This is a genomic window from Mesorhizobium sp. M0208, assembly GCF_040322015.1.
Lineage (GTDB): Bacteria > Pseudomonadota > Alphaproteobacteria > Rhizobiales > Rhizobiaceae > Mesorhizobium.
Genome location: NZ_JAMYSP010000008.1, coordinates 173648 through 190160, shown reverse-complemented (window position 1 = coordinate 190160; position 16513 = coordinate 173648). Strand labels below are relative to the sequence as shown.

The window sequence follows — 16513 nt, the reverse complement described above, 5'->3', positions numbered from 1 at the left end:
TCATAAATCCCGCTCTGGCCGCCTTCGTTGCGCTTTCGCAATCCGAAAAATGATTCAGATCAAGACACGGCGCGCGTGACCTCGATAAGCAAAGGGATAAAGTATCTGAGGAGGCATGCATGCAAGCCGAAGCCATAATGACCACGCCGGTCGTCGCAATAGATCCGTCCGCATCGATCGCCGATGCGGCTGGATTGATGCTCTCCAGCAAGATCAGCGGACTCCCCGTCATTCTCAGTGACGGCGCTGGTGGGCATTATCAGCGAGGGTGATTTCCTGCGCCGCGGAGAGCTGAGCACTCAGCGCAAGCGTCAACGCTGGCTGGAATTTCTTGTCAGCCCGGGACGAGTTGCCGAAGAATATGTCCACGCCAATGGGCAACGGATTGAGGAGGTGATGTCGAAGGATGTCATCACGGCATCCCCTGCCGCATCGCTCTCGGCGGTCGTCGAGCTCATGACGCGCCACCACGTCAAACGCATTCCGGTCGTCGACGGTCGGAAAGTCGTTGGCATCATCACCCGCTCTGATCTTCTGCGGGCATTGCTCAGCGTCCTTCCGAAAGCAGCTCCCGTAGTCATTGACGACGAACAGATCCGTCGGAATATCCTTGCCAAGCTTGCGGCTCAGAAATGGGCCGGCAACGACTTGATTGGCGTATTAGTGAACAAGGGCGTGGTGAAACTGAGCGGCGCCATCTTTGACGAACGCGAGCGCCAGGCAGCCATCGTCGCCGCCGAAAATGTTGCCGGCGTCAAAGCCGTCAGGGATGATCTCTTCTGCGCCGAACTGCTGTCCGTCATCCTGGTTTCGTAGCGGTGAGCCCAACCGGCGAATCCCGTTGCGCCTTGGCCGCCCTCGATAAGGCGTGCGGTCCGTTCCAAAGGTGGAGTGAAGCCTTCGGCTGAGCCTGAGCGCTCGACGTCCTAGCGTTGGCCAGCCACACTCTGCAGCCGTGCGATCAGGTCCCGGTTGCGGCAATAGTCTGGCGGATCATTGGCTTGCTCATGTTGATCGAGCCACGTCGAGCATTCGTCCTGATGGCCGCAGGATCGGCAGCGGTTCACCGCCCGATCGGTTACTGCTGCATGGTCCGCCACGACTTTCAACTGTCTGTCGACACCCAGCTTCTGCATCATGCGACCCATCAAAGCGGCCCTGGCGTCGACTGAAATCAGGTAATCAAGAAAGCTCATGTTGGTCACTCCTGCCTTTTGAGAATCATAGCCATGCAGCCGGTCAACGACTTGATCTCGGTCGATAGACTGAGCCGTGGCCAGGCCAAAAGCGGCGAAAGGGGTGGATTCTTGAAGCGCGCCCGGCGGCTGGGACGTCGAACCATCAATACGACATGAAGCGGTTGATGCTGCTCTCTTCGATCACCGTGCGGGTGACGCCGCCGAATGCCCATTCCCTCAGACGGCTGTGGCCATAGGCGCCAGAGACGATCAGGTCTGCATGGATCGAGCGTGCGAATGTCAGCAACCGGTCGCCGTCAGCGTCGCCGGCGATCAGTTCGGTTCGCGCCATGATGCCGTGATGTTCGAGAAAAACCGCGACATCGGCGAGGCTGTCGCGAATGCTCTCGTCGCGGTCGGTATCGATTGTGGCGATGACAACCTCGGTGGCCTTGGCCAGGAATGGTAATGCATCTGTTATCGCCCGTCGCGCTTCCCTGGTGTCCTTCCAGGCAACCAGCACGGTTTTCGCCATGACATGTTCGACATTGCTCGCGGCGACCAGGACCGGTCGACCAGAACCGAGTACCAAGCTGCCGACATCCACTGCGCGGAAGACATTTTCCCCTTTCTCGCTGCCGGTAACGATAAGATCGGCGGCTCGGGCCGAAACGCTCAGGAAGCGGGTTGGGCTGCAAACGGCTTGCCCCCATTCGCTGAAGATTGAAGCCGGAACCAGTCTCTCGAATTCGGCTCGCAGTTCGGCAAGCCGTTTTTCGATATCCGTGCGCTGGATCTGCATGATCTCCCCTTCGTAGACCATGCCGTCGCCTGTCGCGACCAGGGGCGGGACATCCGCTGCTGCCAGACCGATAAGACGGGCTCCAAATCGCTCCGCAAGCTCGATCCCCAATTTCACCATGGCCGCCGGAGGTGCATCCACGGCAAGATTCACGATGATTGACTTGTAGTACATGATGGATGCCTTTCGCTGGACCGGTGGAATACGATGATGAAATGCATCCATCGGCGCTCGACGCCTTGATGCGCGTCAAAGAACCCGCCAATAGCATCTGTGCGAAAAATGTCTGCCTCGATCCGTTTTGCCTGTACGGAGAGAAGTGATAGGTAGCCTTCTTGCAGGCGTATCGAACCTAGGAATCCCAGGTGAGCCAAGACGAAGCGCTTATTTTGTCGGTTGGCGCGACGACGCTTAAATCAGTCTTGTCGCAAATGTTCGAACAAGCTCCGAGCTTCATGGCTCTCATGAGTGAGCCAAATCATGTCTTCGAACTGACCAATACTGCCTACCAACGGCTGATCGGCCACAGGCAAGTGATTGGCAAATCCGTGCGGGAGGCCCTTCCCGAGCTCGAAGGCCAAGGCTTCTACGAACTACTGGACCAGGTGTATGAAACGGGTGAGCCGTACAGGGGACGGGCGGTGAAAGTCGCGCTTCGCAAGGATGACGAACCTGCCGAAGAGCGCATTCTCGATTTCGTCTATCAGCCCATCAAGGCCGACGATGGCCGCATTACGGCTATCTTCGTCGAAGGCACCGATGTTAGCGAGCTTTCCTTCGCAAACGCAGCTCTTCTTTTGCGCGAAGATCATTTGCGTTCGATTCTGGCGACAGTGCCCGATGCGATGGTCGTCATCAATGAACAGGGCTTGATCCAATCCTTCAGCACCGCTGCCGAAACACTGTTTGCCTACCAGTCGGGCGAAGTTATTGGTCAGAACGTCAATATGCTGATGCCCTCTCCCTATTGCAATGAGCATGACGCCTATCTGCTTCGCTACCTGACCACCGGCGAGCGCCGGATCATCGGACTGGGCCGCACCGTCACGGGAATGCGCAAGGATGGCTCGACCTTTCCGATGGAGCTTTCCGTCGGCGAGATGAACCCGGGAACCGGGCGCTTCTTTACCGGCTTCTGTCGTGACCTCACCGAACGCCACCGGGCGGAAGCAAGAATACAGGAACAGCAGCAGGAGCTCCTGCACATGGCGCGGTTCACCGCGCTTGGCGAGATGGCATCGACATTGGCACATGAGATCAACCAGCCGCTCACCGCCATTACCAACTATCTGAAAGGCAGCCGCCGGCTTCTCGAGAACAGCAAGGAAGAAAATGCCCCTATGCTGCGCGATGCCGTGGAAAAGGCGGCCGAGCAGGCCCTGCGGGCCGGAGACGTCATTCGTCATCTGAGGGATTTTGTTGCACGTGGCGAAAGCGAACGTCAGGTCGAACGACTGCCAGCGCTGATCGAGGAAGCCTCGTCGCTCGCCCTGGTTGGTGCGAGGGACATAAATGTCCTCGTCAGCTACAAGCTTGACCCTGCCGCCGAACTGGTCTTGACCGACCGCATCCAGATTCAGCAGGTTCTGCTGAATCTGATGCGCAACGCGGTAGAGGCAATGCAGGGCGCGCCGCGCCGCGAATTGAAAGTCACAACTGTTGCCCGGGACGATGGGATGGCCGAGGTGAGTGTGATCGATACCGGCCCCGGCCTTGCGCCGGAGGTGTCGGCACAACTTTTCCAGCCATTTGTCACCACCAAGAAGCAGGGCATGGGGGTTGGCCTTTCCATTTGCCGCACGATCGTCGAATCGCACGGCGGTCACATATGGGCCGAGGCAATCCCGACCGGGGGTACCGCTTTTCGGTTCACCTTACGCACCGTGGAGAAAGAAGAGGTCGCCAATGGCCGGCAGTGATCTGGTGCACGTGGTCGATGACGACGTGGACGTTCGCAAGTCGCTCGGTTTTCTGCTGGCCACAGCTGACTTCGCTGTACGCCTGCACGAATCAGCCACAGCTTTTCTATCAACGGCAACGAACAATCTCGACGGCTGCATCGTCACCGACGTGCGCATGCCCGGCATAGACGGCATCGAGTTCCTGCGGCAGCTCAGAACAGGCGGACACACGCTTCCCGTCATTGTCATGACGGGCCATGCCGATGTCGCGCTCGCTGTTCAGGCGATGAAGGAGGGGGCAGCCGATTTCATTGAAAAGCCGTTCGATGACGAGATGCTCATCGAAGCGATCCGCTCCGCGCTGGCCAACCGCAACCAGGCCCATGCAGCGCATCCGCAGTCCGCGGAAATCCGCGGGCGTCTGTCGACTTTGTCAGAACGGGAACGGCAGGTGCTGGATGGGCTTGTCTCGGGTCTGCCAAACAAGACGATCGCCTATGATCTGGGGATCAGCCCGCGCACCATCGAAATCCACCGGGCCAATGTCATGAGCAAGATGGGCGCAAGCAGCCTGTCGCATCTCGTGCGCATGGCGTTGATCGTGGAATCGAGACCCTAGGAAGCCCCAGCGACGGACGTGCCGTCGTCTGTCGGCACTGTCTTCGATTCCCAGTAGCGCCAATGGGTCGGGCGGATGTCGACGCGAACGCCGGTCTCGGCGCTCTTCCAACCCTGCGGCTCCTTTATGCAGGGAAATACGAGCGCAGTTTCGCCGTCCTCGTCGAAGACGGCGAGTTCGAGTTCGCGACCGAACGGAGCGCTTGGGATCGGCTTCCACATCTCCCTATGATCGGAGGAAGCGGCGAGCCGCGCCTTGATTGTTTCCCGTAGGGACATAACCGAATTTCGGCGCCGGCCGATTCGCGCGATTGCTGTGTCACGGATCAACCGGGAAAACAGCCATGCACGCCTACACCGCCTCCAGAATTTCGCTGCCGTCACGGTCTACCCTGCCCAACCTGCCGGAGGCTTTCGAGCCCGCACCGCTGCAACCACTCAGCTTCTATCCCGCAGCTGCGGAAATCTACGCCCAGGGCGAGAAGGCCGGAGCCTTCTACCAGGTGGAGTTCGGCGCCGTCCGCGTCTACCGCCTGCTTGCTGACGGCCGCCGGCAGATCAGTGCCTTTCACCTCGCCGGAGAGACATTCGGCTTCGAAGCCGACACGACGCACCATTTCTTTGCTGAAGCGATCAATTCCACCGGTGTCCGCGTCTTCCGCCTCACTGCTGGAGCAGACATGTCCCATCAGTTGCTGCCCCTGGCGTTCAAGGGGTTGACCAGAGCCCAGGAACACCTGCTGGTCCTCGGTCGCCAGAGCGCCATCGAACGCGTCGCCGCGTTCCTGGTCGACCTGGCGGAGCGCCAGGGCGGATTGCGGCAGGTCGAACTTCCGATGTCGCGCATGGACATCGGCGATTATCTCGGCCTCACCATCGAGACGGTATCGCGGATCTTCACCCGGCTGAAGGACAAGGGCGTCATCCGCCTGCTCAGCCTGCGCAGCATCGAAATCGTCAGGCACGACGCGCTTCATGCGATGAGCGAATGAGCTGCGCTCCGACTCCTGGATGGTTCTAGCACTTCAGACCAATTGACAGCAGGGCACCAAGAGCAAGATAGCAGCACGGAGGACATCTATTTTTTGCCGCTGGATGACTGAGAAAACAGCAGGCAAGTCTATCGGCGTTCAGGCTTCGGGAGGAAGGCATGGACCGGCACATGGCCACATTGCATGCGGACCGTATTCAAGCATCGATCGCATCGGATGCCGCTGCAAAATCGGCGCTGGTCGCTTCGTGGCGGCGTTCGGCCTCGCTGCACAGCCTTGATCCTGCGGGCCAGAAGTCACCCCGGCGGTTGACGGACATCGAATTGATCGTCGCCCGGCAGAAGGTCGAGCCTCTGCTCGCTGCCGCCCAATCCAGTCTCGACAGGCTCTATCTTGCCGTCGGCGGTGTCGGCTGCTGCGTGTTGCTGGCCGATCGCGATGGTGTGCCGGTCGATCGCCGTGGCGCCCCGGTCGACGACGAGACCTTTCATTCCTGGGGCCTGTGGACCGGCTCGGTCTGGAGTGAACACAGCGAGGGCACCAACGGCATCGGAACCTGCCTGGTGGAGCAGCGCGCGCTCACCATCCACCGTGATCAGCACTTCTTCACCCGCAACACGCTGCTCAGTTGCACCACGGCACCGGTCTACGATCATCTGGGCAACCTCGTCGCCGCGCTCGACGTGTCGTCCTGCCGGGCCGACCTGACGGAGGGCTTCGTCAATCTCATCGCCATGGCTGTCAATGAAGCCGCCCGCCGCATCGAAGCCGACAATTTCCGCATGGCGTTTCCGAAAGCGCGCATCCTGCTGGCACCAGTCGCCGATAGGAGTACAGGCGCGCTGGTGGCGGTCGATGCCGACGACCTTGTGGTCGGGGCTACCCGTGCCGCGCGGCTGGCGCTTGGCATCACGCAGGATTGCCTGGCCAAGCCATTGCCCGCCGCCGACCTCCTTGGCGACGCGCCGGCGGCGTCGGAAGACTTGACGGAAGCCGGGCGTTCCGCCGTCCAGCGCGCGCTTGCCCGGTCAGAAGGCAACGTTTCCGCAGCCGCGCAGAACCTCGGCATCTCTCGCGCCACACTGCATCGCAAACTCGCCCGGTTCGGCATCCGCCGCCCACATTGATGTTCGCGCCCCGACCTGTCGCAGTTTTGCGACAGGTCGGCCTGGTCCGGCGCCCGAACGGGGCTGACATTGCGGCATCCATCCTGCAACGCTTTCAACCGGAACGTCCGCATCCCGCGGCGTCGCTTTCGGGAGGAAGACATGAACAAGGTAGAATTTTCGCGCGCGGTCAAGGTCCCCTTTGCCAAACGCTATGGCAACTTCATCGGCGGCAAATGGGCCGAGCCTCGCGCCGGCCGGTATTTTGACAATCATTCGCCGGTGAACGGCCAGCTGTTGTGCGAGGTCGCTCGTTCCGACGCGGCCGATATCGAAGCCGCGCTCGATGCCGCGCATGCCGCCAAGGACGCCTGGGGCCGCACCAGCGTTGCCGAACGTGCGCTGACCCTCAACCGCATCGCCGACCGCATGGAGGACAATCTGGACCTCCTCGCGCTCGCCGAGACTTGGGACAATGGCAAGCCGATCCGCGAAACGACCGCAGCCGACGTGCCACTCGCCGTCGATCATTTCCGCTATTTCGCCGGCGCACTGCGTAGCCAGGAGGGCAGCCTCTCCCAGATCGACGACGACACCGTCGCCTATCACTTTCACGAGCCTCTCGGCGTGGTTGGCCAGATCATTCCCTGGAACTTCCCGCTGCTGATGGCGTGCTGGAAGCTGGCGCCCGCGATTGCCGCCGGCAACTGCGTCGTGCTGAAGCCAGCCGAGCAGACGCCGGCTTCGATCCTTCTCTGGGCCGATCTGATCGGCGATCTTCTGCCGCCAGGGGTCCTGAACATCGTCAACGGCTTCGGCGTTGAAGCCGGCAAACCGCTGGCGTCGTCGCCGCGCATCGCCAAGATTGCCTTCACCGGTGAGACGAGCACCGGCCGGCTGATCATGCAATATGCCGGCCAGAATCTCATTCCGGTAACGCTCGAACTCGGCGGCAAGTCACCCAACATCTTCTTCCAGGATGTGCTCGCCGAAGACGACGATTTCTTCGACAAGGCGATCGAAGGCTTCGTCATGTTCGCGCTGAATCAGGGCGAAGTCTGCACCTGCCCGAGCCGCGCGCTCATTCATGAATCGATCTACGATAGGTTCATGGAACGCGCGCTGAAGCGTGTCGAGGCGATCGTACAGGGCGATCCGCTCGACCCGGCCACCATGCTCGGCGCGCAGGCGTCCTCGGAGCAGCTCGAAAAGATCTTGAGCTACTTCGACATCGGGCGCCAGGAAGGCGCCGAGGTGCTGACCGGCGGCCGGCGCGCTGAACTGCCGGGCGACCTTGCCGGCGGCTATTACGTCCAGCCGACCGTGTTCAAGGGTCACAACAAGATGCGCGTTTTCCAGGAGGAAATCTTTGGACCGGTGGTCTCGGTCACCACCTTCAAGGATGACGAAGAGGCGCTGTCGATCGCCAACGACACCCTCTACGGCCTCGGCGCCGGCATCTGGAGCCGTGATGCAAATCGCTGCTACCGCTTCGGTCGCGCCATCCAGGCGGGCCGCGTCTGGACCAACTGCTACCACGCCTATCCGGCGCACGCCGCGTTCGGCGGTTACAAGCAGTCCGGCATCGGCCGCGAGACCCACAAGATGATGCTCGACCACTATCAGCAGACCAAGAATATGCTGGTCAGCTACAGCCCGAAAAAACTCGGCTTCTTCTGATCGCTCCGGCGGCTCTGCCACAGCGGCGAGGTCAGGCTCGACCGCGCTGCTGTGCAGATATTCTTTAGCGTTGTGCCGGACAGTCGGCCACCCCATCGCAAGAACGGAGATGGAAGAGAAGGAGAATTTTCGTTTGCAGTTACTGCACATCGAGGGGCGATTCGCCGAGGAAGTCGTTCGCCTGTCCGGCGGTGAAGGGGTCCATGTCGTCTATGACGGTTCCGGCCCGAAGACCTTTCAGGGCTCGCTCGATTCGCTGCGCCGCTCCGGCACCTTCTGCTGGTACGGCCCGGTGCTGGGCGGTCCCGGACCGCTCGACATCATGAGCCTGCCAAAAAGCATCAAGATCGGCTACGCAAGGTTCTTCGATCATATCCACACGCCGGCACTGCTTCGCGCCCGCACCAGCCAACTCTTCGACTGGATCCTGAAGGGAGACTTGAAGATCCGGATCGGCCGCGTTTACCCGCTCGCCGAAGCAGCATGCGCACATGCCGATATGGAAAGCCGTGGCACGACGGGAAAGCTTCTGCTCATGCCCTGAGCCATCCGGCCTTCCTCACGATACGGTTCTCGGGAGGCGTCAATAGGCAAAGTTTCCGAGATCACTCCGCCGGTTGGCGCCGACATTCGCAAGGAACGTCTCGTCGTGGCTGGCCAGCAATCAGCGCGTCTAGGCCGTCAGGCCCGCCTCTATGGTCTCGACAGAGTTGATGTCGGGATGATTGGTGAGCTCGAAGACGGCGATCAACCCGTCCCCCAGGTTCTCCGCGCACGTAGGCAAGGAAGACCCTGTGGGCGTCAGCGGAAACGGAAGATACTTAGGCGCCACATTCCGGCTCGAAAACTCACCTGAAGTTCACGGGTTCAAATCCTGCACTAGTCACGCAACTCTGAAACGCGATCCATTTTGTGCCCAAGCGCTGCTGACGAGTACGACAGCAGTACAACTTCGAGGAGGTGACGCCCCTTAAGTTGCTGAATAGACGTCGCTTTTCGCGACGTCCGTCCAATCCATCATAGGTGCCACGGCAACTTTGTGGCGTAACATATTCATTTTACTAGTTTCTCTGTCTCAGTCCGTCCGATACTCCGTTCGAATGACAGAGCAATTTAGCAAGAGATACAACACCTAACTAACCCGATATACGATTTTGCCGCCGCAACTGAAAGCAAATTGGCATGTCACAATGTCACTGTACGCACCAGTTAGATGCCTGCCGTGGAACGATGCACCGCCGGCGGCATACCAGTCAGCCAAGGCGAAGCGTGTTGCGGGCGATCTGCCACGCGGATTCGACATGCCGCCGCGCCGCCGCCGCCTCGTCCGGCTTGCGCGACCGGATTGCATCCATGATTTCGGTCATTTCGGTGATCGCCGGCTTTCAGGACCCGACTTCCGGCGATGTCTTGCTGGAAGGAAAATCACTGCTTGCAGTGCCTTCGCACAAGCACAACATCGGCATGGTCTTCCAACGCTACACGCTGTTCCGCATCTGACGGTGGCCGAAACCGTCGCTTTTCCGCTGCGGGTTCGCCGCCGGCCGGACACCGAGGTGAAGAAAAAGGTCGCCGACATGCTGGCCCTGGTGCGGCTCGAAAGCTTTGCCGGGCGCTTACCCGGTGCGCTGTCGGGCGGCCAGCAGCAACGCGTCGCGCTGGCCCGGGCGCTGGCCTACGATCGTCCGATCCTTTTGATGGACGAGCCATTGTCGGCGCTCGACAAGAAGCTGCGAGGAAATCCAGGGCGAAATCCGCCGCATCCATCGCCAGACCGGCGTCACTATTCTCTACGTCACCCACGATCAGGAAGAGGCGCTGCATCTGTCGGACCGAATCGCCCTGTTCAAGGATGGCCGCATCGAGCAGACCGGCACCGGCGAGGATCTCTATCTCAGGCCGGCGACCGATTTCGTTGCCGGCTTCATCGGCAATTCGAATTTCCTTGCTGCCGAACATCTCGGCACCACCAACGGCACGACAACGATCCGCATGACAGACGGTTCGGTCATATCCGGAGTCAGCGCCAACGGCACATTCGGCAAAGGCCAGAAGACCAGGCCTGATGATCCGGCCCGAAGCCTTTAGCATGGAGCGGAGCCCGGCGCGCGGAACTGAATGTCGAGATCGTCGACATCGCATTTTACGGCGAGCGCCGGCGGATCGTCGCGCGCATCGCCGCTGGGCAGGAGGTTGACATCAGGCCGACCTCCGCCGCCATGCAATCGCAGGATGTGTCGCCCTGCACCCGGCAGGTCTTTTTCGATCCGGCTGCTGCATTCCTGTTTCCGGCCTGACTAAGCCGCGGTGGATCGCCGCCCTTCAACGCTTCGCAGCGATGGAGGCGTGCTTAGGATAAGTTGTGGTTCGGTCCATCATCAGCTTCGGTCGGCAAGCGCGTAACGTGTTCGACACTACCGGCTGCTGATTGGATGGCGGGGGTAGCTCCTGTATCCATTGACAGTCGTCATGCTCGGTTGGAAGATGAAGAAGGTCAGCGGCGATAGCCATACGGGAAGGCAATGGTCCAACCGCCAGATACCGGACACCATCCTGGCAGCATCGTCGCGGTCATCGTCATTTGTTTGATCATCGTTGCTTTGTTCTTCATAGGCTTCAGATACTCAAGGCCGGGCCAGGGTACTCTCGTTATTCCTGGCGGTACGCAGCAGCAACCGTGAATCCGCCCCTTGGCGCGCGCTGATGCGGAGCCGTTCTCGGGCTGCCAAAAGTAGCCGGCGGGACTGGGGGACACAGCAGAATGGTCCGGCGCGTCGCAGCCGGTCTTTTTGCTCCCGCCGCGGCATTCCTTTCCCACCTAAACAACCAAGGCTGGCCGGCGTGGTGTCGACCATGCTGGGAGATGACGAGCCCTCATCCACCAGGCACTAGACGGCCCTGATCAGCCGGAGCAAAGAAAGCGCTTCGAAAAAGGTCCCTTTGCGAAAGGCGAGATAGGTCGGTTCTTCGACACCATGGAACCGGCGCTTCAAGGCCGCCTGCCCCTGCAGGTTGAAGCGGGTGCGATTGACCCACGGCGATTCATAGGCACGCTGGAAGGCGCGCCGCCAGAAATCGCTTTCGGCAAACCCGCTAGGTCCGATTTCGACAAGCGGCGACAGGCCGAGGGTGACCACGGAAACACCTTCGTCGCGAAAGCGGTCGACCGCGAATTTGGTCAGGCCGATCTCGGCATGCGCCGAGGCATCGATGTGCTTGCGCTTGAACGAGGTGGTGTAGCCGATGACCTTGCCGTCGCTGAACAGCGGATCGAAATCCAGCAAGGCCACCAGTTCTCCATCCGGACCGTGCAGGACGAAACGGCGCATATCGACGCCAAGGTGATCGGCAAAAGGCCTGTTGAGAAACCTCATCTCCCAGCGCTTGACGATGCGGTCGGCCCGCCAATTCTGGGAGAGCCTGGCAATCTCGTCGAGGAAGACGGTCCCGTTGTCCTCCGCGAAGGAAAACCCCTTCCTCAAGAGCCAGCGTTCGGAATAACGCACTGTCTCATTGCGCTTTCCGGAAAAGTCGTGGCCGGGCAGGACAAGCCTGGTGTCGACGCCGAGGCGGTTGACCTGATAGCCAAGTCCGGCAAGCACGCGCGCCGTCTGTTCGCCGATCTGCACGAACCACGGGCTGCCGGCAACCTCGATGAAACGTTCGATATAGTCGCGCCGATCGGCCGGGGCAGCCATTGGATCGCCGAGCGCGAAGTGATGTCGCGCTTTGGTTCCGTAAGCGATGTAGCCCTGGGCATCGCCGAAGTAGTGAAGCCCCTTCTGCACGGCGGTCGAATAGGCAAGGGAAAAATCACCATGGCGACGGACCAGCGCCAGGCGCTCGACATGGTTCAGCCGCAGCCGCGGTATTTTAGGCCCGCGGTTTTCCAGGAAACGATCTAGGCGTCTTCGCAGTGACGACATGGTCGACTTTCGCGTGCCGGCTAGGCCGACGAAAGAGCTGACGGACCCCAAACCGATCATATTGCCGCGAGCTGATCCTTATCTCAGCGCGTCATGCTTCCCCAGCCGGAACCGCCAGATTCCTAGGCGCAATCTGCCCCGGTCCCGCCCCGAGGCGGCACCACGCGTTGTTGCCGACGCCGATGCCACTTCGGAAGCGCCCAGGTCACCTGCCAAACACAATGCTCTTATCGAACTGCGCTCTGAGAAGATTCTGCCTGATCGGAAGCCAGGAACTCGTCGCGTTCTGCTATCCACAAGTCGGCATAGTCGACATTCTGCCACTCGGCAAACCACGGGCCGCCGCTCGTATAGTGGACCGCCTTAGGTGTGCCGACAGCAGGCTTTTCGTTCCAGCCTTCGAGCCAATTCCACTCTACTGGCAACAAACCCAAATCTTTGTCGGCAACCCACTGCATTCGGTGAAGATAGGCGCCACTTTCCTGATTCACGACCTCTGGCGTGAGCGATTTGACCGAAGGATGCGCGCAATTGAACAGCATCAGCGACGACCAGTTTTTCCGAGGATAGGATGTCTGGACCACGCCATCCATCTTGGTTGTGGCCTTCGGCGTATAGTCATGCTGGACGCAATAGACCGCCTTGTCCGAGTCCGTATATTTCAGCAGGCCTGCGACGTCACCAAGCCACAGGAAATCGCAATCACAAAACAGGGCCCAACCCGTGTAGTCGGCGAGAAAAGGCGTGAGGAAGCGCGTGTAGGTGAACTCCGTCGAGGCGAGTGGATCTTTTTCCCGCCAATACAGCCTACGGGCACGCATCTCGTCTTGTTTGATCGGAATGACGGAGACAGGCGCCGACGCATGTTTGAGCAGCGAGTGTCGCGCGACGTCGCACGCGATCGGCTCACGGCTGTCCCATCCGATAAATACCCTAAACGCATCAGTCATATTCACTACCCTGGCTTTCGATTTTAACGGTCGTACACTAACTAGTTGGCGATGGCTCGGCAACAATTGCGGTCAACCGAGCCGGTTTCTCACAGATTTGTCCTGGCCTCAGCCTTGCTTTTCTGGGTGGACCTGGCCTCGCATTCCCAATGCGACACGCGCCCATTTCTGATAGGTGTAGCTGGCCGAATACGCGGCCACCATCGCACCAATGGAACCGTCCAGAAATCCCAGCCGGAAAATATAGCTGCGCACATAGGCCCAGACGGAACGCAAAACTGCCTTGCCTATCGAGCTTTTTTTGCCCTCGGCAAGCAGCTGCGCGGCGGATGCTTCTGCGTACCGGCCGATCTTGTCGTGGGCATCTGCCAGGTCGGTGATCGAGTCGTGCTCGATCGGCTGGGACAATCGCCCGACCTTTCCGTTCAGCACTACTTTCTCGTGCACGGTGTCGTCGCTGAAGCGCCCGGAGCGGCGACGGAAGAGCCTGAGCACCAGATCGGGCGACCAGCCACTATGGCGGACAATGTGCCCGCAAAAGCGCGATCTTCTCGGTATTTCGAAGCCGTCATAGGCTTTTGGGTCGGCGATTGCGGCCCTGATTTCCGTGCCGAGCGGCGCCTCCACCCACTCATCGGCATCCAGCGAGAGGATCCAATCCCCCGTTGCCGCGGCCAGCGCACGGTTTTTTTGCGCGCCGAAACCGGGCCAATCAAGGGTCATCAAAACCTTGGCCCCCAAGTCACCGGCAATCTCCCTGGTGCTGTCGCTGCTGTCATTGTCAAGAACGATGATTTCGTCTGCAAAATCCACCGAGCGAAGGCAGCGCGCGATGGACGCCTCCTCGTTGCGGGTGATGATAATGACCGAGAGCGCCGGCACGGTCAGAAGGTTCCGGCATCAAAGCTGCCACTGTCATTCGAATGCATCTGCAGCATCGGCTCCCGGCCCGTTAGCACATTGAGGGTACTAATTCAACAAAGTCGAAAATCATTTCAGATCAAGGCTTTCATACAGCGCCATCATTCGCTTGATCATGACATTGAAATCATAGTGTTCGGCCGCCGCTCTCACCCGGGTTCCGGTTTCAGGTCGTGACGCCAACTGCAGCGCGTGGGCGAGCGCTGCTGCGAGGTCACTTTCGCTGGCCGCATCGCAAACGAGCGTCGGCTCGAACCGCTCGACAAGCTCGCGCGCTCCACAGCCGGTGCTTACCACGACGGGCAAGCCGCTGGCCATCGCTTCGATGACCACTGTGCCGAAAGGATCATAGATGGAAGGCAGCACGGCAATATCGGCCGCGCCGTACCACGGCAGCATGTCTTTCTGTGGCCCCAGCATCTTGAGCCGTGCGCCGAGACCGAGCCTGTTACCGGCCTGCCTGAAGGCGTTGGCGCGCGAATCATGGCCGATGACCCACAATTCCGGCTCGCCATAGAGCCTGGCGACAGCCTTCATCAGTGCAAGCAGTCCTTTTCGCGCAAAGCCCGAGCCGACAAACAGGACGACCGGCCTGTTTTCGTCGACGTCGAGCCGCGCGCGGACCCCGGCCCGATGCTGTTGGCGCAGTTGCGGATTGAAGCGGTCGAGGTCCACCCCGTTGGGAATATGGTGCACATTTTCGGCCGGATAATCATAGTGACGGACAATGTCCTCGGCGACCATCTTCGAAATCGCTATGACAGCTTTGAGCCGTGGGCTGGCATAGGTTGCGCGCTCGAGGCGCAGCGTCTGGCGGTGAAAGGGGCTCAGCGCCATTGCCGCCCTGCCGAGCCGCGTCTCGAAACGCCGCCGTTCGGCAAGATAGGCGGCATGAACGCCCTCCCCGGCCCGGAAAACATCGCAGCACGGGAGGCGATCGTTGCTCTGCACCAGCGCCGGTGGCATCTCGGCGATCTTGCGGCAGGCGGCTTGAGCAAAGGACGCCGCCCGCAGCGAACGCGGAAAGCGGCGGCCGGCGCAATGGATGAATTCTATGCCTTCATAGCGCGGCCAGTCGCCGGAGAGCACGGCCACCGGCCGCTGACGCGCGGCAAATGCAGCCATGATGTTTTCCAGCATGATCTCGCCGCCGCCAAAGGGCGCATAACGCTGGCGCACGAACAGGATCGGCCTGTCGAATTGATTTTCGATGCCACGAATGCCGGCGTGCATGGGGTCTGGGCTCCGGCCTTGTTGCCATCTAACGATGTCTATAGAGGCCAGCGCGCATCGGCAACAGTTGGAAAGCTCAGTCGCGGAACTCAGAACAGGCCTGTGTCCATTGTCCGCGACTGCTTGCGATTTGCCTGACGGTGCTGCATGTAGAAATTAACAGCAAACAGCGGATCAGCGCCAGCTCCAGCCGGGTAGTGACCGCTATGAGGGGGAATCGACGGCTTGAGCAAAGCAACCTGGCCCGCCATTGTCCGCCGGACGATTACCGACACCGCCATATATCGGCTGAGACACACCTTCGGAAGGCGGGCAGAAGTGTCATCGCTGCGGCCGATAACGCCCCTCAAAGTGAATGACCTGCCTTTGATCCTCGTCATCCGCAACGAGGCGGACAGGCTACGCCCGTTCCTGAAGCACTATCGCGAGCTCGGCGTCACCAGATTCGCCGTCCTTGATGATCGCTCGACCGACGGAACAGCTGAGCTTCTGGCCGAGCAGCCAGATGTCGATCTATTCAGCTCGCCGCTCACCTATTCTCAGTCGGACCTGGGAAACCTTTGGCGGCAGCGTCTTGTGCAGATTTATGGTCAGCCTCGCTGGTATCTGACCGTCGATGCGGACGAATATCTTGTTTATGACGGCATGGATCAGAATCCGCTCGGCGCGATGGCCGCCTGGCTCAAGCGGCGCGGAATGACACGCCTGCTGGCGCCGATGATCGACATGTATCCGAGCGGAAACATCTGGGACGTACCCTTCGATCCCATCGTGCCGCCATGGCAGGTTGCGGACCATTTCGACGGCAGCGGCTATGAGGTGACGAGGAGCCCCCGGCATCTCAAGATCACAGGCGGCCCGAGGACCCGGCTTTTCGCCAGGCAGCACAAGTTGACCAAGTTTCCTCTGATATATGTTGATCGCCAGACGATTTTTACGTCGATTCACGCACCGCTGCCCTACTGGCGAAACTATATAAAGGGATTGGCCGGCCTGCTTCATTTCAAGTTCTTCGCCGATTTCAACGACAAGGCGCAGGTCGCGGTGGCGGAAGGTCAGTATTGGAACGGCGCTTCCAAATATCGCCAGTATCATGAGGTCTCGAGCGGTAAAGCCGCTCTCAGCGCGATGAGCGAACAGTCAATGCTGTACGAAGGCGCTCACAGCCTGTTCAAAACGGGTTTGATCGACAAAATTGATTGGTAG

15 protein-coding genes and 2 pseudogenes are annotated in these 16513 nt (G+C 60.1%); 10 read left to right on the top strand and 7 right to left on the bottom strand.

Translation table 11 applies throughout. The features are described 5' to 3' along the window. The first annotated feature begins 119 nt into the window (after positions 1-119). Both NKJ17_RS11420 and NKJ17_RS11415 read left to right on the top strand, forming a co-directional pair. Positions 120-272 (top strand): CBS domain-containing protein, encoded by a 153-nt coding sequence (locus NKJ17_RS11420; protein ID WP_352688386.1) that lies wholly within the window; start codon positions 120-122, stop codon positions 270-272. After that, positions 250-816, top strand: coding sequence for a CBS domain-containing protein (locus tag NKJ17_RS11415; RefSeq protein ID WP_352688384.1), 567 nt, complete (start codon positions 250-252; stop codon positions 814-816). The genes NKJ17_RS11420 and NKJ17_RS11415 overlap by 23 nt, the downstream gene beginning before the upstream one ends. Before the next feature lie 110 nt (positions 817-926). On the opposite strand, the gene NKJ17_RS11410 is transcribed toward NKJ17_RS11415, so the two are convergent. Both NKJ17_RS11410 and NKJ17_RS11405 read right to left on the bottom strand, forming a co-directional pair. Beyond that, complete coding sequence (locus NKJ17_RS11410; protein ID WP_352688383.1) at positions 927-1196, bottom strand: DUF6455 family protein; 270 nt, start codon at positions 1194-1196, stop codon at positions 927-929. A 145-nt stretch (positions 1197-1341) separates the two neighbouring features. After that, a complete protein-coding gene (locus tag NKJ17_RS11405) occupies positions 1342-2154 on the bottom strand; it encodes a universal stress protein (protein WP_352688382.1) in 813 nt (270 codons plus the stop codon). Between the two features lie 191 nt (positions 2155-2345). On the opposite strand from NKJ17_RS11405, the gene NKJ17_RS11400 reads away from it, so the two are divergent. Further along, on the top strand, positions 2346-3899 hold the full coding sequence (locus NKJ17_RS11400) for a PAS domain S-box protein (RefSeq protein WP_352688380.1): 1554 nt from the start codon (positions 2346-2348) through the stop codon (positions 3897-3899). Further along, positions 3886-4500, top strand: a complete 615-nt coding sequence (fixJ, locus tag NKJ17_RS11395) for a response regulator FixJ (RefSeq protein WP_352688378.1) — start codon at positions 3886-3888, stop codon at positions 4498-4500. Before NKJ17_RS11400 ends, fixJ begins: the two co-directional genes overlap by 14 nt. On the opposite strand, the gene NKJ17_RS11390 is transcribed toward fixJ, so the two are convergent. Beyond that, complete coding sequence (locus tag NKJ17_RS11390) at positions 4497-4778, bottom strand: hypothetical protein (protein ID WP_352688376.1); 282 nt, start codon at positions 4776-4778, stop codon at positions 4497-4499. The two genes, fixJ and NKJ17_RS11390, sit on opposite strands and share 4 nt — an antisense overlap. A gap of 65 nt (positions 4779-4843) precedes the next feature. Between NKJ17_RS11390 and NKJ17_RS11385 the strand changes: the two genes are divergently transcribed. The 5 genes and pseudogenes from NKJ17_RS11385 to NKJ17_RS11360 all read left to right on the top strand — a co-directional run. Beyond that, entirely contained in the window at positions 4844-5491 is a 648-nt protein-coding gene (locus NKJ17_RS11385) for a helix-turn-helix domain-containing protein (protein WP_352688374.1), read from the top strand. A 158-nt stretch (positions 5492-5649) separates the two neighbouring features. Next, the gene (locus NKJ17_RS11380) at positions 5650-6618 is read left to right on the top strand and encodes a GAF domain-containing protein (RefSeq protein ID WP_352688372.1); all 969 of its coding nucleotides are present in this window, start codon (positions 5650-5652) and stop codon (positions 6616-6618) included. A 141-nt stretch (positions 6619-6759) separates the two neighbouring features. After that, positions 6760-8277 carry an aldehyde dehydrogenase gene (gene adh / locus NKJ17_RS11375; protein ID WP_352688370.1) on the top strand — a complete coding sequence of 506 codons (1518 nt, stop codon included), beginning with the start codon at positions 6760-6762 and terminating at the stop codon, positions 8275-8277. Positions 8278-8425: 148 nt separating this feature from the next. Further along, a pseudogene (locus tag NKJ17_RS11370) lies at positions 8426-8821 on the top strand (zinc-binding dehydrogenase); the annotation flags it as partial. 827 nt (positions 8822-9648) lie between these two features. Then, positions 9649-10574: pseudogene (locus NKJ17_RS11360) on the top strand (ABC transporter ATP-binding protein); the annotation flags it as partial. A gap of 591 nt (positions 10575-11165) precedes the next feature. Here NKJ17_RS11360 and NKJ17_RS11355 read toward each other — a convergent pair. The 4 genes from NKJ17_RS11355 to NKJ17_RS11340 form a co-directional block, all read right to left on the bottom strand. Beyond that, complete coding sequence (locus NKJ17_RS11355) at positions 11166-12203, bottom strand: phosphatidylglycerol lysyltransferase domain-containing protein (RefSeq protein WP_352688368.1); 1038 nt, start codon at positions 12201-12203, stop codon at positions 11166-11168. Positions 12204-12430: 227 nt separating this feature from the next. Further along, positions 12431-13153: a glycosyltransferase gene (locus NKJ17_RS11350; RefSeq protein WP_352688366.1), complete on the bottom strand. Its 723-nt coding sequence runs from the start codon at positions 13151-13153 to the stop codon at positions 12431-12433. A gap of 108 nt (positions 13154-13261) precedes the next feature. Further along, positions 13262-14035 carry a glycosyltransferase family 2 protein gene (locus tag NKJ17_RS11345; protein WP_352688364.1) on the bottom strand — a complete coding sequence of 258 codons (774 nt, stop codon included), beginning with the start codon at positions 14033-14035 and terminating at the stop codon, positions 13262-13264. A gap of 108 nt (positions 14036-14143) precedes the next feature. Further along, the gene (locus NKJ17_RS11340) at positions 14144-15307 is read right to left on the bottom strand and encodes a glycosyltransferase family 4 protein (RefSeq protein ID WP_352688362.1); all 1164 of its coding nucleotides are present in this window, start codon (positions 15305-15307) and stop codon (positions 14144-14146) included. A 225-nt stretch (positions 15308-15532) separates the two neighbouring features. Here NKJ17_RS11340 and NKJ17_RS11335 point away from each other — a divergent pair, with 225 nt between their 5' ends. Beyond that, positions 15533-16513, top strand: coding sequence for a glycosyltransferase family 2 protein (locus tag NKJ17_RS11335; protein ID WP_352688360.1), 981 nt, complete (start codon positions 15533-15535; stop codon positions 16511-16513).